We start from the raw sequence: 17,055 nt of genomic DNA, 5'->3' as shown, positions 1-17,055 counted from the left end.
GGTGATTTTTAAAGCCTCAAAATATGGAGATTATACACCTTAGTGCAGAATGTTATCCTATAGCTAAAGTTGGTGGTTTAGGTGACGTTGTGGGTGCCTTGCCAAAGTATCAAAACAAGCTTGGGCATGTAGCTAAGGTAGTAATGCCTGCGTATCATAACAAGTTTATACAGGAGAATGAATTTGAGGTAGTTTATGATGGCTGGGGTAAACTTGGCTTTCATAATTTTACCGTAAAGATATTTAGGGAGATGACCAATAAGTTGGGCTTTGACCTATATCTGGTCCATATTTCAGGCCTATTGGATAGGGAAATGGTGTATGGTTATGATGACGATACAGAGCGTTTTCTGGCTTATCAGATAGCCGTACTTGATTGGATGGCTCAATGGGAACATCGTCCTGATGTGATCCATTGCCACGACCATCATACCGGCTTAGTACCTTTTATGGTCGCCAATTGTCATCAGTTTAAAAGTTTATGTCATATTCCTACAGTGCTAACCATTCACAATGCCCAATACCAGGGGCAATTTGGTTGGGATAAGTTGCACTATATTCCGGCGTTTGAACTTTGGAAATCTGGTCAGTTAGATTGGAAGGGGGCTATTAATCCCTTGGCTTCGGCGATTAAATGTGCATGGCGAGTAACAACGGTTTCACCAAGTTATTTGGATGAGATCAGCTTTAAAGCTAATGGACTTGAAGATTTGCTTGCCCAGGAACGCAGTAAGTCTTTCGGTATACTTAATGGAATTGATAATGAAGTCTGGAATCCGCAGGCGGATCCCATGTTGGAAAAAAAATATAACCTTCGGACAGTAGATGCTGGGAAAAGAGCGAATAAAGAAGCGCTTTGTAAGGTTTTTAATCTTGATCCGGAAAAGCCATTGTTTACTTTCATCGGTCGGTTGGTGGGTGAAAAGGGAGCTGATTTGCTTCCTGATATATTTTACAATGCTTTAATCGAGTATAACGGAGAAATAAATGTACTGGTGCTCGGATCTGGTGATTCACAGGTAGAAGGTAGATTGTCGCAATTGAAAGAAGCATTTCCAGGAAATTACAATGTTTACATAGGGTACAATGAGCAGCTGTCGCACCAGATTTATGCGGGGGCAGATTTTCTGTTGATGCCAAGTAGGGTAGAGCCTTGTGGCTTAAACCAAATGTATGCTTTAAGATATGGAACTATCCCTATTGTGAGAAGAATTGGCGGACTAAAAGATACAGTGATTGATATTGGGGATGGTGGTTTTGGTATTTGTCATGATCAGAGTAGTGTTTGGGATGTAGGACATGCTATAGGTCGGGCTTATGAGTTATATGTCAATGCGAAAGAAGTAAAAGAAATACGTAAGTTTATAATGCAGCTGGATCATTCATGGGATAAGGCAGCGCAACAATATATACATCTATACCAAATATAAAATGAAAAACTATGACTGACAATGTATTGGGGGTAATCCTTGGCGGTGGTCAAGGTTCAAGGCTGGCGCCATTAACGCAAACTCGCTCTAAACCAGCGGTACCAATAGGAGGGAAATATCGTTTGGTAGATATCCCAATCTCTAATTGCCTAAATTCAGGCATACAGCGGATGTTTGTTTTAACGCAATTCAATTCTGCATCATTAAATAAACACATTAAAAACACCTATCATTTTAGTCATTTTAGTGGAGCGTTTGTTGATATTCTTGCTGCTGAGCAAACACCTGATAATCCAACTTGGTTTCAGGGAACAGCAGATGCGGTTAGACAAACTATGCACCATTTGCTGAACCATGAGTTTGAGTATGCGTTGATTTTATCTGGCGATCAGTTGTACCAGATGGATTTCAATAAAATGGTACAGGAACATGTCAGTAAAGGGGCGGAAGTAAGTATTGCTACGATTCCGGTAACCGCAAAAGACGCTACAGATTTTGGAATATTAAAGGTTAATGAAGATAGTTTTATTACTTCTTTTATAGAAAAACCAGCTGCAGAATTGCTGGTTGATTGGTCCTCTGATACAGGTGCAGAAATGCAAGCAGAGGGGCGAGATTATCTTGCCTCGATGGGTATTTACATCTTCAATAGGGATTTGCTGGTTAAAATTCTGTTAGAGAATCCTGATGAGAAGGATTTTGGTAAAGAGATTATCCCAAGGGCAATGGCACATAATAAAGTATTGAGTTTTCAATATGAGGGCTATTGGACGGATATAGGGAATATATCTTCATTTTTTGAAGCCAATTTAGGCCTTACAGATGATATCCCTAAATTCAATCTATTTGACAGTCATCAAAGCATATTTACACGTGCAAGGATGTTGCCGCCTTCAAAAATATTAGGCACTACTTTAAACAAAGCAATAATTGCTGAAGGCTGTATTTTACAGGCTGCGGAAATTAAACACGCTGTGATTGGTATTCGCTCAAGAATAGGTATAGGTACGATTATAGAGAGTGTTTATGTGATGGGTAGTGATCGGTATCAGACCTTACAGGAAATTCAAGAGGAAACCGCTAAAGAGAAACCGCTGATAGGAATTGGTGATCGGTGTAAAATTGTGAATGCACTGATTGATAAGAATTCTAGAATCGGTAATGATGTGCAGATTATTGGCGGTGATCATTTGCCTGATGGCGACCATCCTTTGTATACGGTTAAGGACGGTATAGTTGTGGTTAAAAAAGGAGCTGTTATTCCGAATGGAACAGTGATTTGATGATTATACCTAATCTGTAATATTAGACCTTATTGAGGATCCGAATTCGTTTTCTGATCCTCATTTTAAATGTACATAGGATTTATATCTGATTTTAAAATCCTTGAGAAAAGAATTTCAAAGGTATTTAAATATAAGGGAAAATGTCGTCTTTTCAAAAGGTGTAGAGTCGACTTCCAAGCTTCCCTGATGCATTTTCATAATATTTTGAGTAATGGTTAGGCCGATGCCGGATCCGCTTTTCCTGGTGGTGAAAAAAGGTACGAATATCTTTCCCAATAAGTCGGGTTCAATACCTTTCCCATTGTCCGTTACTTCCAGATATAATTTATTCTGATCTAATCTGTAACCTATTTCTATTGCTGGCTGAGGGATGTTTTCTAACGCATATATGCTATTCGTAACCAGGTTGATGAGTGCCTGCTCAATTAATTTTAAGTCTATCTCTATACTGATTCTGGATGAGGTCTGCTCAACTTTTAGCGTGATGTTACGTCCAGCGGCAAAAGGTTGCATCAATACTTTGATGTGCTGTAGGATTTCTCCAATGGTATGGTGTTCCAGATGCGGAGTTGGTAGTTCTGCAATCAGTCGGTAGTCTTTGACAAAATCAAGCAAGCCTTCAGACCTTCTTTTAATGGTTTGGATAGCAGGTTTTAGATCCTCCAGTTCTTCATTATTTAGACTTTGTTTATTAACGATCATACTGTTTACCGTATCCGAAAGCGAGCTGATCGGTGTAATTGAATTCAGTATTTCATGAGAAATTACGCCAATCAGCCTGTTCCAGGCCTCTGCTTCTTTTTGCTCAATTTCATCTTTAATGTTTTGGAATGAAATAATGGTATAGTCCGTTTGGTATAGATTTAATGGGATTACTTCTGTAGACAACTGAATCAATTTGTCTTGTATTTTAAGTTCCATAAATCTCTTTCCTCCTTTCCCAATGTGCCCGATTTCTTTGGCAAATTGAGGGATATGTTGCGTTAAACGATGCCAATACTTATATGCAGGTATATTAAGCAGATTTGTAGCGGCCTGGTTAAAAAAGAATATTTCTGTTTTCTCTTTATCCTGGGGATAACCTTTAATGACTATTATTCCGGCTGGAATTTGTTCTAATATTGTCTTGATCAGCTGAAACATGGAATCTTTTTCCAGCTGCATGTCTTTATTGATCTTAATGAGTTCATTAAAGAATTTATACAGTTCAGGAAACGCGCCTTTTGTAGCTTTGCGGTTAAAATTCAGTGTATTGTCTTGTGTCTTTACGGCTTCAACAAAACGTTTGATGTCTTTTCTGATCTGGTTGATGTAAAAGTATAAACTTAAAATATTGGTTATTAAAATGATACCCAATCCAGTGATAGTGAACCATAATTCCGTTTTACTGATCAGATAATACAAAGCTATGGCCAGTAAATTGATGGTCAGTATCCTGATAATCAGGCTGAAGGTGAAACGATTGTAAAACATTAGAGGTTAAATTTTTCTATGCGTCTGTATAATGCCGCACGGGTTAAACCAAGATCTGCTGCGGCCCTTGAAATGTTGCCTTTGTGTTTGTCTATTGCCTTTTGTACCATCGCCTTTTCCATTTCTTCCAGTCCAAGATTTGTTTGTGCAGTTAATGTTGATCCAAACTTCTGCTGACTCAACTGAAGATCATTTGGTCCGATTTGGTGCCCATCCGACATGATGACCGCCCGTTCTACTACGTGTTGTAATTCCCGTACATTACCGGGCCAATGGTAATGTAGCATCATTGTTTGTGCTTTATCATCAAATGTTGTAATACTTTTATGGTACTTTGTGTTGAAAGCATAGAGGAAGTGATCTGCCAGCAATAAAATGTCTTGCCCGCGTTCAGCCAAAGCGGGTAGGAAAAGTTCCACCGTATTTATTCTAAAAAGTAAATCCTGTCGGAATGTTCCTTTAGCTACCATTTCGTTGAGGGGCATGTTCGTTGCTGTAATGAGACGCACATTGATCTTACGGTCCTTACTTTCTCCAAGTCGATTGACGGTTCGGTTCTGAATTACGCTCAGTAATTTTGCTTGTAAAGGCAGGGAAAGGTTGCCAATTTCATCCAGGAAAATTGTTCCGCCTTCAGCCATTTCAAACCTTCCAGGTTTATCGTCTTTCGCATCTGTAAAAGCCCCTTTAGCATATCCAAATAGCTCACTTTCAAACAAATTCTCGTTTAGTGAACCCAAGTCTACATGCATAAATATCTGGTTCCTGCGTTGTGATAGTTTGTGTACCTCGTAGGCGAATACCTGTTTTCCTGTTCCATTTTCGCCGAGGATTAATACATTGGCATCAGTGGGAGCAACTTTAACGAGTGTATTTTGTAGCTGTTGAATAGGTTCTGAGCTCCCCAGTATGTTTTCAAACTGTCTGTTGATGTCTTTTTGCAAAGAAGAATGGATCTTTTCAAGTTTCTTAACCTTCTTATTGGATTGTCTTAAGCGTGAAGCAGACGACAATGTCGCAAAAAGCTTTTCATTCTCCCAGGGCTTGAGTATAAAGTCTATAGCGCCTTTTTTTATCGCTTGTACTGCAAGTTCAACATTTCCGTATGCGGTCATTAGGATCACTACATAATCTTTATCAATGGAAAGGATATGGTCCAGCCAATATAAGCCTTCCCGCCCGCCACTGGCTCCCTTTTGATAGTTCATGTCGAGCAGAACGATGTCTACTTCGTTACGGCTCAATAATGTATTGAGCTCTTTGGGAGATTTGCAGGTAATTACCTGGCTAAAATGTTGTTTTAAGAATAACCTTGCACTGAGCAGGATGTCATCGTCATCATCTATAACAAGAACAGTTGCCTCTATCATCGCCTTTTAGTTTATACCAAAAATAATATAAAGTGTCCGATGGCGTACAGCAAGTGTCCGATTTTGAACATGTTAGTTTTGTTTTATTTTTTAATTAACTGTTTACTAGTGATTTAGTTTTTGTTTTTCTCCTGGCATAGCCTTGGCTTACCGCCATGTATAAATGTACGCAAATTAGATATGGATAAGCTTATAGAGAAAAAGAGGTTCAGTAAGAAAACAATATGGATTGCTGCGGGGCTTTTACTATTTGTAGTTGTTGTTGCCTACGGTTATAGTTTGTCGCTAACAAAGGTATATAAAGCTGATGCAGATAAAGTTGTATTTAACAAAGTGCTGTATGGCGATTTTGAGGATGTGGTTTTATTGAATGCGAGTGTAATTCCTTTAACTTCCGTAATTGTTAGTTCTCCTGAAGGCGGTACCGTAGCTGAGATATTTACGGAGAATGGTGCGAGCGTAGTAAAAGAAACTCCTTTATTAAGAATTGCCAATCCCAATGCTTTATCCGGATATACGTCCAGTGAAACCAGTATTACAGAGCAAATCAATCAATTGCGTAAACTGAGGCTTGATCTCGAACAAAATCAACGCATCATGAGTCAGGATATGATGGGTATTGAGAACAGTTTAAGAACGGCAACCAGAAAGTACAATACCGACAGCATATTGTACTCAAAAAAAGTAATCACCAGGCAGGAGTTTGAGATTTCCAGTCAGGATTACGAATATTTTCAAGGCCGGAAAAAGATACTTAAAGAGGCTGTTAAACAGGAAAATCAGAGCCGCATCATGCAGTTAAAGCAAATTGATGTGTCAATAAATAATATGAACGAGAGTTTACAGACCATCAGACAAAATATTGAAAATATGATTATTAAGGCACCGGTCTCGGGGAAGTTATCCTCCTACGACCCTGTGATCGGTAAGTCTTATGGCGTAAATGAGATGTTGGGTAAAATAGATGTGATGCAAGGCTATAAGTTACAGGCCAGTGTAGATGAATATTATGTAAACAGAGTTAAGGAGGGGCAAACTGCCAGCTGCGAATTTAATGGTAGTACTTACCAGCTGGTTGTAAAGAAGGTAATTCCTGAGATTACTGCGGGTCAGTTTCAGGTTGAGCTGGGCTTTGAAAATAAATCGCCTCTTGATTTAAAGAGAGGTTTGACCTTATCCGTAAAACTGACCTTATCCGATAATAGTAAATCTTTGCTCCTAAGCCAGGGACAGTTTTTTCAAAGTACCGGCGGTTCCTGGGTATTCGTAGTTAAAGATGGAAAGGCAACGAAGAGAAATATAAAAATCGGACGCAAGAACTTTAAGTATTATGAGGTGATGGAGGGGTTACAGAATGGTGAAGAGGTAATTACCTCGTCGTACGATCAATTCAATCAGTATGATGTGATAGAAATAAGTCAATAGAAATTAGTTTAGTTTTGGTTAACTAGATAAGAAGGGCTCTTCTCTGAACCTGGGCGGGAACAGAGAAGCCTTCTTATAACATTGAGGAACATTAAATAAAAAGCTCGGTACATAAAATAGAATTATGATAAGAATTGAGAATCTGGAAAAAGTATATAAAACGGAGGAAGTTGAAACTACTGCATTGAACGGGATTAACCTTCACGTTAAAGCGAGAGAATTTGTGTCCATAATGGGGCCGTCAGGCTGTGGTAAGTCGACCCTTTTAAATGTTATGGGCTTATTGGATAAACCGGAACGTGGTAGTTACAAATTTATGGAGACTGAATTGCTGACTTTGAATGAACGGGAACGTTCTAATTTTAGAAAGCGAAATATGGGTTTCGTATTTCAGAATTTTAATCTGATTGATGAGCTTACTGTTTTTGAAAATATAGAACTGCCTTTAATTTACAATAAAGTGCCTTCCGGAGAACGGAAACGTTTGGTAAACGAGATTATTGACAGGATGAATATTGTAAATCGAAGCGGACATTTCCCACAACAGCTTTCTGGTGGGCAGCAGCAGCGTGTTGCAGTTGCAAGAGCTTTGATTACAAAGCCAAAACTTGTGCTTGCAGATGAGCCAACGGGTAATCTGGACAGTTCTCATGGTAATGAAGTAATGGAGCTTCTGTGTGAGCTGAATGAAACGGGAACTACCATCGTAATGGTAACGCACTCCTCTCATGACGCAAGTTTTTCTAACCGTATTATTAACCTCAAGGATGGTCATGTGATTTCGGAGAAAGTAAATAGGGGACGAACAGAAGAATTGATCTAGATCGAAACTTTTCAATTGATAACTAATTAATTGTGCAGATCATATGTTTAAACTGAATTTCAAGATAGCGCTACGTAACCTTTGGAAAAACAAGGTTTATACAGCAATTAATATCGGTGGACTTTCTATCGCTTTGGCGGCTTTTATTGTAGTTTTACTTTACGTTACTTATGAAACCGGTTACGATAAGGATGTGCCAAATTATGATAGAATTTATCAGGTAGGAAGAAACCTGCCTGACCATAAAACTGATTATACGCCGGCGCCACTTGCAAAAGTAATTCAGGATAACTTTCCTGAAGTTGAGGTAACTGGAAAAATGAGCACAACCTGGTTTGAGTTTCCTATTCAGACAGAAAAAGGCAGGGTATATTCTACGAAAGCTTTATTGTTGGATTATAAGGTGGCTAAAATGTTTAACATCCGGCCTGAAGGAAAATTAGCCGATGAAAATGATCCCGGCCTTCAGCTCTATGTACCCAAATTGTTTTTTAATAAGTTATTTCCAAATGAGCAAGTCATATTCCCTAAACAGGTTAGTCTGGGGCCAAAAAAAGCTGGGCAGTTTGTTAAATTATATGGTACAATTGAAAGAACAGATGAACATTCTAATATAAAATTTGATGTGGTATCGCTTTCGAAGGATATCAGTTTTGATAATAAAGACTATGGCACAAATAACTTTAAAACCTTTATCCAGGTTAAGAGGGGGGCAAATATCGAAGCCCTTCAACAAAAAATAGATCAACTCTATAAGCGTGAGGTGATCAAAGCGGGGGCGTCTGCGAACGATTATAGAATTGCGGGGCGTTCGGTTATATTTCTTGATCCTTTAAAAAATCTGCATTTAAAGCCAATGGCCGGCAGTGATACCAATTATAAGATTGTATTTGCGCTTTTTGGGCTGGGTATTTTGATTGTCATTATTGCCTGTATCAATTTTACAAACCTCACCATTGCGCAGGCTACGAAGCGGGCAAAAGAAGTTGGGGTAAGAAAGGTATTGGGAGCCTATCAGCTGAACCTGACGTATCAGTTTCTCGCAGAGATTTTTATGCAGTGTTTACTATCCCTGGCATTGGGGCTCATCATTGCTGAGGTTCTGCTCCCCGTATTTAACAGGTTATTTGGCATTCCTTTATCTATATGGCATGGAGATCAGACTCTTTTTGCGCAACTGTTATTGATATTAATTGGGGTAACGGTTATTTCGGGTATTTACCCGGCCCTGGTACTTTCAGCTTATAAGCCTGCGTCTGTTTTGAAGGGTAATATGCAGACCAGTTATAAAACACGTTGGTTAAGAAATTCCCTTTTGGCGGCCCAGTTTGTAATTGCGATCATATTTATAGCTGGTTTGCTGATTGTAAACAACCAGCTAAAATATATGCGGGCGGAGGATAAAGGATTTAAATCATCACAAGTAGTTTTTATTAAAAATATCCAGTTCTATAACAAGGCTAAAGATTTTGAACAGGCCAGAAACAAAATGATGAAAATACCTGGTGTGAATTACGTAACTGTAGCGTCAGATATACCGGATGGATCTAAGCCCGGTACAAATACCTATAAATTAGGTGAGCAGGAATCATCGATAGATTTTATTGATGTGGATTTTGATTACTTTGAAACACTGGACATTAAATTAAAAAGTGGACGGTTTTTCTCCCGAAATTTTATGGCCGACACTGCCGGTTCAGCAACTTTAAATGAAAGTGCAGTTGCGCGCTATGGCGTAACAAATCCGGTAGGTAAGATTATTAGGGGCTGCGATATGGATTATAAAATAGTTGGCGTTGTGAAGGATTTTAAAGCGCAGGGATTTGAAGCCGCTGTTGAACCCACTATATATTCGATCAAGAATCCATGTAACAATCAAAAAATAAAGATAATGGTTAATATAGACCAACGTAGTATGACTGCTGCGTTGGCCGCACTCAAATCGCAATGGCCGAGTATTAATAATCTTGATGGAGACGATTTTAGGTATGAGTTTTTAGATGAACTGTATGGACGGCTATTTAAAAAACAAGAACAGCTTCAGTCTGTCTTTTTCTTTGCAGCAATGCTAACCATATTTATTGCGGTATTAGGTCTTTTCGCATTCTCAGCATTTACAACCAATAACAGGATTAAGGAAATATCGATCAGGAAAATACTAGGGGCAACAGATTTTCAGATGTTTAAAATGTTAAATACCTTTTTCATCTGGATAGTTTTGATTTCCAATGTTATTGGCTGGCCCCTGGCTTATATTCTGGCAAAGAACTGGCTAGAGACTTTTGCTTATAGAATTGACATTCCCCTTTTTCCCTTCGTTTTGGCGGCATTAATCTCTACAGTTCTTACTGTACTTACGGTAAGCATCCAGGCAAGAAAAGCAGTAAAAACAAGTCCTGCTGAAGCATTAAAATATGAATAAGCCTTTAAAGATAGACTCATGTTCAGACTCAATTTAAAAATCGCTTTGCGCAATCTTTGGAGAAATAAGACTTCTTCTGTTATTAATATAATTGGACTGGCGGTTGGTTTGTCTGCCTGCCTACTGTTGCTGCTATACGTGAATTACGAAATGAATTTCGACCGTCACTTTAAAGATGCAGATAAAATCTATCAGGTGATGACTAACTTTCAGGATGCATCAGGAAATATTACAAGTACCAGGACGTCACCCGGCAACGGGATTGCAATGGCAATTAGGAGCAAAATCCCTGAAGTAGATGCCATTACCCGTATTGCGGGTGGTAATGAATCGCTCATCTCCAATAAGGAAAACGGGTTTAAAAAAGTCGATCTCTTTGCTGATCCGGAGATTCTGAAAATATTCAACTATGAATTTATAGCTGGTAATCCCGATTTTGCACTAAATACACCGATTACCTGATGCCATGGTCTTTTTATCAAAGTATAGATGATGAGGCTAGAAATCCCAGCTGGGGAAATTTTAGCTTTCTGGCTATAGCAAAGGTTAATGACAAGGCCAAATTAGATCTGATCAATTCCAAGGTGAAAAAACTGTTCAACGAAACCTATACGAAGGAAAGAAATGAGAACTTCTTGTTCCCCTTTTCGGATACACATTTATACGGGAAATTTTTAGACGGCAAGAGTGTAGGTGGCGACATCGAACGCATTTATCTGTTTATTGCACTTGCCTTTGGTATTTTGCTGATCGCCTGTATCAATTTTATGAACATGGCTACGGCTAAATCGGAACGCAGGGCAAAGGAAGTGGGGATCAAAAAAACGATCGGTGCAACGAGGGGCTCTTTGGTTACACAGTTCCTGACCGAAGCGATGGTGCTCACTGCAGTGGCAGTGTTGATTGCGCTTACTATTGTTGAAGCTAGTTTGCCGATGTTCAATAACCTGCTGGCTATAGAAATCACGATCGACTACATGAATATGGGCTATTGGCTGGGTATTTTGTCTGTAGCGTTGCTGACAGGTCTTCTGGCAGGCATTTATCCGGCAGTGTTCCTGTCATCATTCAACGCTATTCAGACCTTTAAAAAGAAAACAGCAAGGGCCAGGCTTATCCCCATCAACCTGAGGCAGGTACTGGTGGTAGCACAGTTTTGTTTTGCCATCATACTGACCATTGCTACGCTGGTCATTTATAAGCAAATACAGTTTATAAAGGGCAGATCAGTAGGTTATAACATCAATTTGCTCGCGGAGATGCCGCAAAGTGGAGAATTGTACGAGAAATTTGAATTGTTCAAAGATCAGTTATTGAAATCCGGGGCAGTTACTGCGGTAAACCAGGCATCACGCAGTATGACCCATGTGAGCAATTGGTTTTATGGGTTAAAATGGCCAGGAATGGAGAAACAGGGCGAGGAAATTGTTTTCAACCGACTCGAGACCCAGTATGATTTTGTGAAGACAAATGGTGTGAAAATGCTGGCCGGACGCGATTTCTCTAAGGAATTTGCTTCAGATACAGCTGCAATTTTGTTAAGCAGCACTGCTGTGAAGATGATGAATCTGAAAGATCCTATCGGTAAGTCTGTAAATCTCTTCGGAAATCAGCTAACGGTAATCGGCATTTTTAAAGATTTTCTCTGGGATTCGCCCTATCATTCGGGACGCCCTATGGTTATCAATTTTAGTAAAAGTCAGGGCGGTAATATCAATCTGCGCTTAAATCCTGCCAACAGTTTAAGCAGAAATGTAGAACTGATCTTGGCTGTTGCTAAAAGTATCAATCCGAACTATCCTGTTGAAATTAAGTTTGTTGATGAGTTGTTTGCTGCAAAGTTGCAGTCGGAAAAGATTCTGGGTATCCTGGCCAATTTGTTCGGCGGTATAGCAATATTGATTTCATGTATGGGGCTTTACGGACTGATAGCTTACAGTGCCGAACAGCGAACAAAGGAATTTGGTGTCCGGCGTGTACTTGGCGCTTCGGTAGCCAGTATTATGCGGTTACTCTCTGTGTCGTTTATGAAAATGATTTTGGTGGCAATTATAATTGGTGTACCGACCGCCTATTACCTGATGAATAAATGGCTGGAACATTTTGAATTCCGCACCGTAATTTCCTGGTGGATCATCGTTGTGGTAATATTTGGGACAAGCATAATCACCTTTTTAACCGTAAGCTTTCAGGCATATAAAGCTGCGAAAGCAAACCCCGTGGATGCCTTAAAATACGAATAACAGACAAATTTAAACATTAAACTCATGTTCAGATTAAATTTAAAAATAGCTTGGCGTAACCTTTGGAAAAACAAGGGCTATACTTTGATTAACGCAGGTGGGCTTGCTATTGGTTTGGCTAGTTGTATGCTGCTATTGCTGTATGTGTCTTATGAGTGGACTTATGACAAACAATTTAGCAATTATGATAAGACGTACATAGTTTTTAACAACTCCACAACTCCAAACGAGGTTTTTACCTGGAAATGGACACCTCGCGTATTAGCCCGGGAAATCAGGGAAAAGATACCGGGAGTTGCTCATGTTTCCCGTTCTTCTTTTCCAGAGGAAAAGTTAATTAGTTATGGGCGTAAGAATATAAAAAAGAATGTAGTCTTTGCTGATACTGAGTTCTTAAAAATACTGGATTATAAAATAGTAAAAGGTAATGCTGATAAAGTGTTGCAGGATGTGAATACCATCATTTTGACTGAAAGCACAGCCAGAAGTTTGTTTGGAAACGAGGATCCAATCAATAAAATGGTGAAACTGGAAAATTTAGAAGCGTTGAAAGTTGAGGCCATAGTTAAAGATGTGCCTTTAAACAGCAGTATTCAGTTTGATTACCTGTTGCCCTGGGCTTTGCTTGAAAGACGTGATGTGGGCATTAGAAATTCCGACTGGGGTAATAATTTTTGTCTGACGCTGGTTCAATTACAGGACAATGAGCTTTTTGGGCAGGTAAGTGTACAGATGAAAGGTGTTTTTAAACGTAATGAGCAGGGTACAAATGCAGATGCTTTTCTGCATCCATTGTCTAAATGGCATTTGTATAGTAATTTTGAAAATGGGGTTTCTGTTGGGGGAAAGATCAGCCAGATCAGGATCTTTTTTATACTTGCCTTTTGCGTCCTGCTAATTGCTTGCGTAAACTTTATGAACCTCTCAACCGCCAGATCTGAGAAAAGAGCTAAAGAGGTAGGTGTCCGGAAGGCAATTGGTTCATCCAGGAGCTCCCTGATTGGTCAGTTTATGTTAGAATCAATATTGCTTTCGCTGATAGGAATGGTGGTTGCCTTTATGTTGATGGAAATTTGTCTCCCTTATTTTAATGGTTTGTTGAATATCAACCTGATAGTTAATTATAGCGATTGGAAGTTTTGGTCTGTTTTAATAGGTTTGACCTTGTTTACTGGCTTGTTAGCAGGAAGTTATCCTGCTTTTTACCTCTCTTCCTTTGAGCCTGTGGAAGTACTGAAAGGTTTACCTGTAGCCGGTAATTCGTCTTTGTTAGTAAGGAAGGTTCTTGTTGTTTTTCAGTTTGTATTTGCTGCCTGTCTGATCATTTGCACGGCTGTAATTTATCAGCAACTGAACTATATTAAAAATAAGCCGATCGGTTATAACAAGGCCGGATTAATTGAAATCCAAATTCAGGGTAATTTGAAAGATGAATCCAGACTGGTATTATTAAAAGATAGATTGCTTAAAACGGGTGCAGTTTCTAGTCTGACATATTTTAGTATGGGGCTTAATGAAACAGGAAATTCTACCTTCGGGATAGGGTGGCAGGGAAAAGCTCCTAATTATTCGGTGTTGTTCAATTACAGAAGTGCCGGATATGATTTTATTAAAACCATTGGCACATCGATGGTTGCAGGTAGAGCATTTTCAGCTCAGTTTAACGATTCATTAAGTTTGGTGTTGAATGAGGCTGCGGTTAAAGCGATAGGATTGAAACAACCGCTTGGTGCGGTAGTGAGGGTCTGGGATAAACAATTGACCGTAATTGGTGTGATTAAAGATTTTGTAATGGAGTCTCCATACCAGAAAGCAGCCCCCATGATCATGTATCATAGAATGACCGAGGTTAGTAAAGTTATTGTCAGGCTGAATCAAGCTCAAAATGTAAGTACTTCGGTACATGCAATTGATGAAGTTATGAAAGAATTAAATCCTGAATTTCCGGTCGACAGAAAATTTGTTGACGAAGAGTTCGGTCAGAAATTTAAGGATGAACAATTACTCGGGACGCTTTCTAACTGGTTTGGTGGCTTTGCTGTGTTTATTTCCTGCCTTGGGCTTTTGGGATTGGCTTTGTTTATGGCGGAACAGCGTAAAAAGGAGATCAGTATCCGTAAAGTTTTAGGTGCCAGTACAATGAATGTATTGACACTGTTGAACAGAGATTTTATCAAGCTTGTGGCTATAGCCAACCTAATTGCTTTTCCTTTGGGATATATTATTGTCAATAAATGGCTTTCAGCATATGAATTTAGGGTAGCTATATCTATTTTACCTTTCGCTATTGCTATTGGTCTGTCCTTGTTGATTGCTGTGCTTACTGTTAGTCTGCAATCTTTTAAGGTGGCCCGTTCAAATCCCATTGACGCATTGAAATACGAGTAGAATTAAAACATTTAAAAACACAACGTGATGATAGAATTAAAAAATATAGAGAAATATTACGCTAACAAAGGTGTAAAAAGTTACGTACTTCGCCACGTAACTACAAATATAAAGCAGGGTGAATTTGTTTCTATAATGGGACCGTCTGGTGCCGGAAAATCTAGTTTGCTTAATATACTGGGGATGCTTGAAGAGCCTACATATGGACAGTATGAATTTATGGGTGAAGATGTAGTCTCATTAAGCGAACGTAAGCGTGTAGAGTTGTACCGCAACCATATAGGTTTCGTATTTCAAGCTTATCATCTTATTGATGAAATGACAGTGGCCGAAAATATTGAAGCTCCTTTATTATATAAAAAAGTTCCGGGATCTGAGCGTAAGAGTCGGGTAGCAGATATTCTGGATAGGTTTAACATGGTGGCCAAAAGCGATCTTTTCCCTAATCAATTATCTGGTGGCCAGCAGCAACTGGTTGGTATCGCAAGAGCCTTGGTGGCACATCCAACTATCATTTTAGCTGATGAACCTACAGGAAATCTGCAATCGGTTCAGGCATTGCAAATTATGGATTTATTTAAAAAGTTAAATGAAGAGGATGGGATTACCATTGTGCAGGTTACCCATTCTGAAGTGAATGCCGTTTATGGCAATAGAACTTTACATCTTTTAGATGGGGTAGTTAATGAGGAACGAAATAAAATCGGCTAAAAATGTTTAAACTCGATTTGAAAATTGCGCTTATATTTGTATGATGAAGCGCAGTTTTACGGATCAGCTTAATCGGAACATTGAGATTAATTTCCCACCAAAAAGAATAATATCACTTGTGCCATCGCAAACTGAGCTATTGTTTGACCTGGGGTTAGACAAAGAGATTGTTGGGCTGACTAAATTCTGCATTCATCCGATTGAAAAATTTGCTGAACGCACCAAGGTTGGTGGAACTAAGAAGCTGAACATAGATTTAATCAGAAGCCTGAAGCCTGATCTCATCATCGGTAATAAAGAAGAAAATGAGCAGAAGCAAATAGAAATGCTGATGGCAGAATTTTCCGTGTGGATGAGTGATATTTATACACTTGAAGATGCTAAAAAGACGATCTTGCATATTGGAGAACTCGTTGATCGACAGCCAGAGGCAGCTTATCTAAATCACCTGATCAATGCTGGATTTAATGATTTGCAGACTTTAGCATTGCAACAGGGAATTGACAAAAAGGTAGCTTACTTGATATGGAAAGATCCTTATATGCTGGCTGGCAGGAATACTTTTATTGATGATATTTTGGCTTTAAACGGATTGCAGAATGTGATTAAGCAAAGTCGATACCCTGAATTAGAGTTGGAGGCTCTTGTGGATTTAAAACCAGACTTGATTTTTCTTTCTTCGGAGCCTTATCCTTTTAAACAAAAACATTTGGAAGAAATAAGGACTTTAATTCCAGACGCCAAAGTAATGCTTGTGGACGGTGAAATGTTTTCCTGGTATGGAAGTAGGTTGGTTAAAGCTGTTCAATATCTTTTTCAATTGCAAAAAGAATTATTGTAAAAATGGGTTTGTACTGCGTGGGTGCTAATAGCTGGGAAATAAAATGAAAAATATTTTTCCTGTAAACCAGTCGGTTAACTAAAGCTGCTGAATATAATTCAGAAATCTTTTTGACTTATAAAAATAATATCTACATTTGCAATCCCGAAAGGGAACATCCTAACTGCGGAAGTGGCGTAATTGGTAGCCGCACCAGACTTAGGATCTGGCGCTTCACGGCGTGGGGGTTCGAGTCCCTTCTTCCGCACAATGATTAAAGACAGCCCGAAAGGCTGTCTTTTTTTGTTAAGGGATTTTTGAGTGACTGCCGGGCCGGCGAGAATTTGGGATCGGCGGAATTCATACGGATCAAGCGGAATTCTTGGGGGGAAGGAAATAATTTCTTTCTTTTGCATTTGTAAACCAAACGACAATTTTTATTTTGAGTCAAGCCGAGCAAACCCTGATCAGTTTATTATTACCGGAAGGTATCCTGGATTATTTTGAGTTAACCCAAGTAGATAAAGCAGAAAAGATGCTGAACATCTACCTTGAAGAGAAGAATATAGCCCCCGAGGGTTATGATAAAAAGGATCTTGAATCCAAAGGATTCTTTCCAGAGGTTGGTATCCAAGACTTTCCTATTCGTGGCCAGAAAGTAGCC

13 protein-coding genes and 1 tRNA gene are annotated in these 17,055 nt (G+C 39.1%); 12 read left to right on the top strand and 2 right to left on the bottom strand.

Annotated features, from left to right (window positions below; all coding sequences use genetic code 11):
* The first annotated feature begins 23 nt into the window (after positions 1–23).
* Together EZ444_RS20310 and EZ444_RS20305 are read left to right on the top strand one after the other, a co-directional pair.
* On the top strand, positions 24–1,430 hold the full coding sequence (locus EZ444_RS20310; RefSeq protein WP_131610987.1) for a glycogen synthase: 1,407 nt from the start codon (positions 24–26) through the stop codon (positions 1,428–1,430).
* Positions 1,431–1,441: 11 nt separating this feature from the next.
* The gene (locus EZ444_RS20305) at positions 1,442–2,713 is read left to right on the top strand and encodes a glucose-1-phosphate adenylyltransferase (RefSeq protein WP_131610986.1); all 1,272 of its coding nucleotides are present in this window, start codon (positions 1,442–1,444) and stop codon (positions 2,711–2,713) included.
* Positions 2,714–2,830: 117 nt separating this feature from the next.
* On the opposite strand, the gene EZ444_RS20300 is transcribed toward EZ444_RS20305, so the two are convergent.
* Both EZ444_RS20300 and EZ444_RS20295 read right to left on the bottom strand, forming a co-directional pair.
* Complete coding sequence (locus tag EZ444_RS20300) at positions 2,831–4,189, bottom strand: sensor histidine kinase (RefSeq protein WP_131610985.1); 1,359 nt, start codon at positions 4,187–4,189, stop codon at positions 2,831–2,833.
* Entirely contained in the window at positions 4,189–5,559 is a 1,371-nt protein-coding gene (locus EZ444_RS20295) for a sigma-54-dependent transcriptional regulator (protein WP_131610984.1), read from the bottom strand. Before EZ444_RS20295 ends, EZ444_RS20300 begins: the two co-directional genes overlap by 1 nt.
* A gap of 180 nt (positions 5,560–5,739) precedes the next feature.
* Here EZ444_RS20295 and EZ444_RS20290 point away from each other — a divergent pair, with 180 nt between their 5' ends.
* From EZ444_RS20290 to EZ444_RS20245, 10 genes are all read left to right on the top strand, one after another.
* Positions 5,740–6,984 carry an efflux RND transporter periplasmic adaptor subunit gene (locus EZ444_RS20290; protein WP_131610983.1) on the top strand — a complete coding sequence of 415 codons (1,245 nt, stop codon included), beginning with the start codon at positions 5,740–5,742 and terminating at the stop codon, positions 6,982–6,984.
* 124 nt (positions 6,985–7,108) lie between these two features.
* Entirely contained in the window at positions 7,109–7,807 is a 699-nt protein-coding gene (locus EZ444_RS20285; protein WP_131610982.1) for an ABC transporter ATP-binding protein, read from the top strand.
* 43 nt (positions 7,808–7,850) lie between these two features.
* Positions 7,851–10,229 carry an ABC transporter permease gene (locus EZ444_RS20280; RefSeq protein ID WP_131610981.1) on the top strand — a complete coding sequence of 793 codons (2,379 nt, stop codon included), beginning with the start codon at positions 7,851–7,853 and terminating at the stop codon, positions 10,227–10,229.
* 18 nt (positions 10,230–10,247) lie between these two features.
* The gene (locus EZ444_RS20275) at positions 10,248–10,691 is read left to right on the top strand and encodes an ABC transporter permease (RefSeq protein ID WP_131610980.1); all 444 of its coding nucleotides are present in this window, start codon (positions 10,248–10,250) and stop codon (positions 10,689–10,691) included.
* On the top strand, positions 10,691–12,472 hold the full coding sequence (locus EZ444_RS20270; RefSeq protein WP_131610979.1) for an FtsX-like permease family protein: 1,782 nt from the start codon (positions 10,691–10,693) through the stop codon (positions 12,470–12,472). Before EZ444_RS20275 ends, EZ444_RS20270 begins: the two co-directional genes overlap by 1 nt.
* Positions 12,473–12,496: 24 nt before the next feature.
* A complete protein-coding gene (locus EZ444_RS20265; protein WP_131610978.1) occupies positions 12,497–14,860 on the top strand; it encodes an ABC transporter permease in 2,364 nt (787 codons plus the stop codon).
* Between the two features lie 27 nt (positions 14,861–14,887).
* A complete protein-coding gene (locus tag EZ444_RS20260) occupies positions 14,888–15,571 on the top strand; it encodes an ABC transporter ATP-binding protein (protein ID WP_131610977.1) in 684 nt (227 codons plus the stop codon).
* 40 nt (positions 15,572–15,611) lie between these two features.
* Positions 15,612–16,412, top strand: a complete 801-nt coding sequence (locus EZ444_RS20255) for an ABC transporter substrate-binding protein (RefSeq protein WP_225874784.1) — start codon at positions 15,612–15,614, stop codon at positions 16,410–16,412.
* Between the two features lie 165 nt (positions 16,413–16,577).
* A tRNA-Leu gene (locus EZ444_RS20250) sits at positions 16,578–16,659 on the top strand.
* Positions 16,660–16,833: 174 nt separating this feature from the next.
* The coding region (locus EZ444_RS20245) for an ISAon1 family transposase N-terminal region protein (RefSeq protein WP_455430285.1) at positions 16,834–17,055 on the top strand (222 nt) is incomplete at its 3' end.

It is taken from the genome of Pedobacter hiemivivus (assembly GCF_004331685.1).
Taxonomy (GTDB): domain Bacteria; phylum Bacteroidota; class Bacteroidia; order Sphingobacteriales; family Sphingobacteriaceae; genus Pedobacter; species Pedobacter hiemivivus.
Note: the sequence above shows the minus strand (reverse complement) of the source record. Positions and strands in the feature narration are given on the sequence as shown.